This is a genomic window from Methylobacterium sp. WL116 (assembly GCF_008039455.1).
Taxonomy (GTDB): domain Bacteria; phylum Pseudomonadota; class Alphaproteobacteria; order Rhizobiales; family Beijerinckiaceae; genus Methylobacterium.
Genome location: NZ_VRUV01000511.1, coordinates 1 through 3,270, shown reverse-complemented (window position 1 = coordinate 3,270; position 3,270 = coordinate 1). Strand labels below are relative to the sequence as shown.

2 protein-coding genes are annotated in these 3,270 nt (G+C 73.2%); both read right to left on the bottom strand.

Annotated elements, in window-relative coordinates:
* The coding region (locus FV223_RS23705) for a cache domain-containing protein (RefSeq protein WP_147729281.1) at positions 1 to 1,306 on the bottom strand (1,306 nt) is incomplete at its 3' end.
* A gap of 226 nt (positions 1,307 to 1,532) precedes the next feature.
* Positions 1,533 to 2,822: a UDP-N-acetylglucosamine 1-carboxyvinyltransferase gene (murA, locus tag FV223_RS23700; protein ID WP_147729280.1), complete on the bottom strand. Its 1,290-nt coding sequence runs from the start codon at positions 2,820 to 2,822 to the stop codon at positions 1,533 to 1,535.
* Between the last annotated feature and the right edge of the window lie 448 nt (positions 2,823 to 3,270).

Sequence of the window (3,270 nt, the reverse complement as noted above, 5' to 3'; positions counted from 1 at the left end):
CCTGCGCCTCGCGCAGCCGCGCCGCCTCGGTGGTCTTCAATTGCTGCGCGGCTTCCTCGAGGGAGACGTCACGGATCGTCACCACCGCCCGGGCGATGTCGCCGATCTCGTCGCGCCGGCCGCTGCCGGGCACCTGCTCCAGCGCCTGCCGGGCGGCCAGGGCCTTGAGCGCGGCGGTGAGCGCGCCGAGGGGCCGCGCGATCGACCGGGCCAGCAGCAGGCCGAGGATGGCGGTGCCGGCCAGCACCCCGAGCCCGACCAGCGCCAGCGTCCGCGACAGGGTCGAGACGGCGCCGATCGCCTCGTCGAGGCTCTGCTCGGCGATCACCGTCCAGGGCGCGCCGAGCACCGACACGACCGAGGACGCCGCCAGGTGCCGGCCGTCCGCGCCCGAAAAGTCGAACGGCCGCCCCTCCGCGAGGCGGGCCGGGGCGATCCCGAGCGCATCGAGGGGGCTGCCGGCCTTGGCGTCCGGGTTCAGCGGCGGCCGGGTGCGCAGCAGGCCGTCGGCGCCGGTCGAGAGCGTCTGCCCGGTCTCGCCGAGGCCGGTGCGCTTCGACAGGGTGGGATCGAACAGGGCCGGCCCGACCCGCATCACGACGTAGCCGATGCGCTCGGCCGCCTGCGCCGTGCCCATGGCGACGTTGGCGCGCTTCGTCACCGCGCGGCCGATGAAGGCGGAGGGCCCGGCATCGACCGGATAGGCCGCGAAATCCTCGAACAGGGCGGCCTCGGGGTCGGCGGCCTTCAGGCGCTCGAACAGCCGCGCCAGCCCGGTTCCCCGCAGCGCCGGATCGGAGACCGGCCGCGCGAAATCCTCGCCCTTGGTGGTGGTGTAGACGATGCGCCCGCCCTCATCGAGCACCATCAGGTCGGCGTAGCCCGCCTGCGCCAGCAGCTTGCGGGCGACCTCCTGCACCTTCGCGTGCCGGCGCCCGTACATCGTGTTGGTCGCCGTGCCGTCGAGCGCGATGCGCGCCGCCGCCGTCTCCGGCGCCCGGAAGGCGGCCAGGAGGCCGGCATAGTCGGGCTTGGACGGGTCGAGGGTCTCGATCAGGTCGGCGACGTTCGACACCACCTGCGGGTGCGCCGCCACCGTGAGGAAGTCGGCCTGCATCCGGTCGGCGACCAGCTCGACCCCGTCGCGCCGCGCGTCGGCGGCAAGCTGCAGCCGCTCGCGCGCCGCCTCCATCAGCCCGGCGCGGGCCTGGTGCCAGCTGAAGCCGCCCATCGCCGTGGCGCTGAGGAGCGCGAGCCCGATGGTCATGGCGGGCAGGCGCGCCTCGAGACGTGAGAATGCCGACATCGATCCGTCTCGAAAATGCTCGGAGAGCTTGAGCCGGTCCTTAGGCAGGCGCGCGTTAAGATTCCCTGCTCGTGCGAGCCGCACGAGACAAGACGACGATCCTATAAAACCGTATCGATTGGGATTATCGGCGGTCTTCGCAGCCGCATCCGCCCGCGCTCGACTGCCCGGGCCCGGCCCGCGCCGCGCGAATGCAGGCGGGCGGGCGCTCGATACGGCGGGCGATTCAGGCCCGCACGCGCTCGATCCGCGCGCCGCAGCGGGCGAGCTTGGCCTCCAGCGCCTCGAAGCCGCGGTCGAGGTGGTAGACCCGGTTGATCTGGGTCTCGCCCTCGGCCGCCAGCCCCGCGATCACCAGCGACACCGAGGCGCGCAGGTCGGTCGCCATCACGGGCGCGCCCTTGAGGCGGTCGACGCCCTCGACGATGGCGAGGTCGCCCTCGAGGCGGATCCGGGCGCCCAGGCGCGCCAGCTCCTGCACGTGCATGAAGCGGTTCTCGAAGATGGTCTCGCGGATCTGCGACTGGCCGTTGGCCAGGGTCATCAGCGCCATGAACTGCGCCTGCAGGTCGGTGGGGAAGCCCGGGAACGGGTCGGTGGTCACGTCGACCGCCGCGATTCCCGCCCCGTTGCGCCGCACCCGGATGCCGCCGGGAACCTGGGTGATCTCGGCGCCGGTGGTGGAGAGGATGTCGAGGGCCGAATGCAGCAGGTCGGCGCGGGTGTTCTCCAAGACCACGTCGCCGCCGGTCATCGCCACCGCCATGGCGTAGGTGCCGGTCTCGATCCGGTCGGGCAGCACCTCGTGGCGGGCGCCGTTCATGCGGGCGACGCCCTCGATCACGATGCGCGGGGTGCCGGCGCCCTGGATGCGGGCGCCCATCTTGGTGAGGCACTCGGCGAGATCCACCACCTCCGGCTCGCGGGCGGCGTTGGAGATCACCGTGGTGCCGTAGGCGAGGGAGGCCGCCATCAGCGCCACGTGGGTGCCGCCGACGGTTACCTTCGGGAAGTCGATCTCGGCGCCGCGCAGGCCGTTCTTGGTCTTGGCGACGACGTAGCCGGCATCGATCTCGATCTGCGCGCCGAGCCTCTCCAGCGCCATGATCAGGAGGTCGACCGGCCGGGTGCCGATGGCGCAGCCGCCGGGGAGCGAGACCTTGGCCTCGCCGAAGCGCGCCAGCAGCGGCGCGACCACCCAGAAGCTCGCCCGCATGGTCGAAACCAGCTCGTAGGGCGCCGTGGTGTCGATGACGTTGGAGGCGGTGAGCCGGATGGTCTGGCCGGTCTCGGTGGTCTGCCCCGGGCGCTTGCCGACCACCATGTGGTCGACGCCGTGGTTGCCGAGGATCCGCGTCAGCGCGGCGATGTCGGCGAGCCGCGGCACGTTGGCGAGCTCCAGCGTGTCGCCGGTGAGAAGGCTCGCGATCATCAGCGGCAGGGCGGCGTTCTTCGCCCCCGAGATCGGGATCGTGCCGTTGAGCGGCACGCCGCCGGTGATGTGGATGCGGTCCATGGTCTCGTGATCCTCACGCGCCGCGCTTCGTCCCGCGCGCCGCCGGCCCTGCCCCTCGGGCGCTCGCCGCCCATGCTCGAGCGCAGCCTATAGGCGAGTTTTGTCCGAAAGGGGACCGCGCCGGCGCGCCGGGTCTTTGCTCGGTTCGCAGGCCGGCCTCGGAGGCGGGAGCATCGCGGCGCCGATCCGCGCCGCCCCTTCCGCTTCGCCCCGGACGATCCGGGAAGGACCCGGCCCGGCGACGGGACGCAGGCCCCTGCCGAGCCCGGCGAAACGCGTCCCGCCTCATCCAAGTGACGTCGCGGAGGAGCCGGCTCGACGGGCTCGGGCTGCGGACGCAGCGCCGATGCCTCGCGTGCCGCCTATGACGACGGCGCGTCCGACGGGGCCGGGTCGCGGTCGTCCGGCGGCTCGGCGGCGGGGCAAGAGGCGGCGCAGGAGGAGGGGC

Bases quoted from the DNA above. Each gene is read 5' to 3' on its own strand.
- murA (WP_147729280.1), bottom strand. From the start codon at position 2,822: ATGGACCGCATCCACATCACCGGCGGCGTGCCGCTCAACGGCACGATC.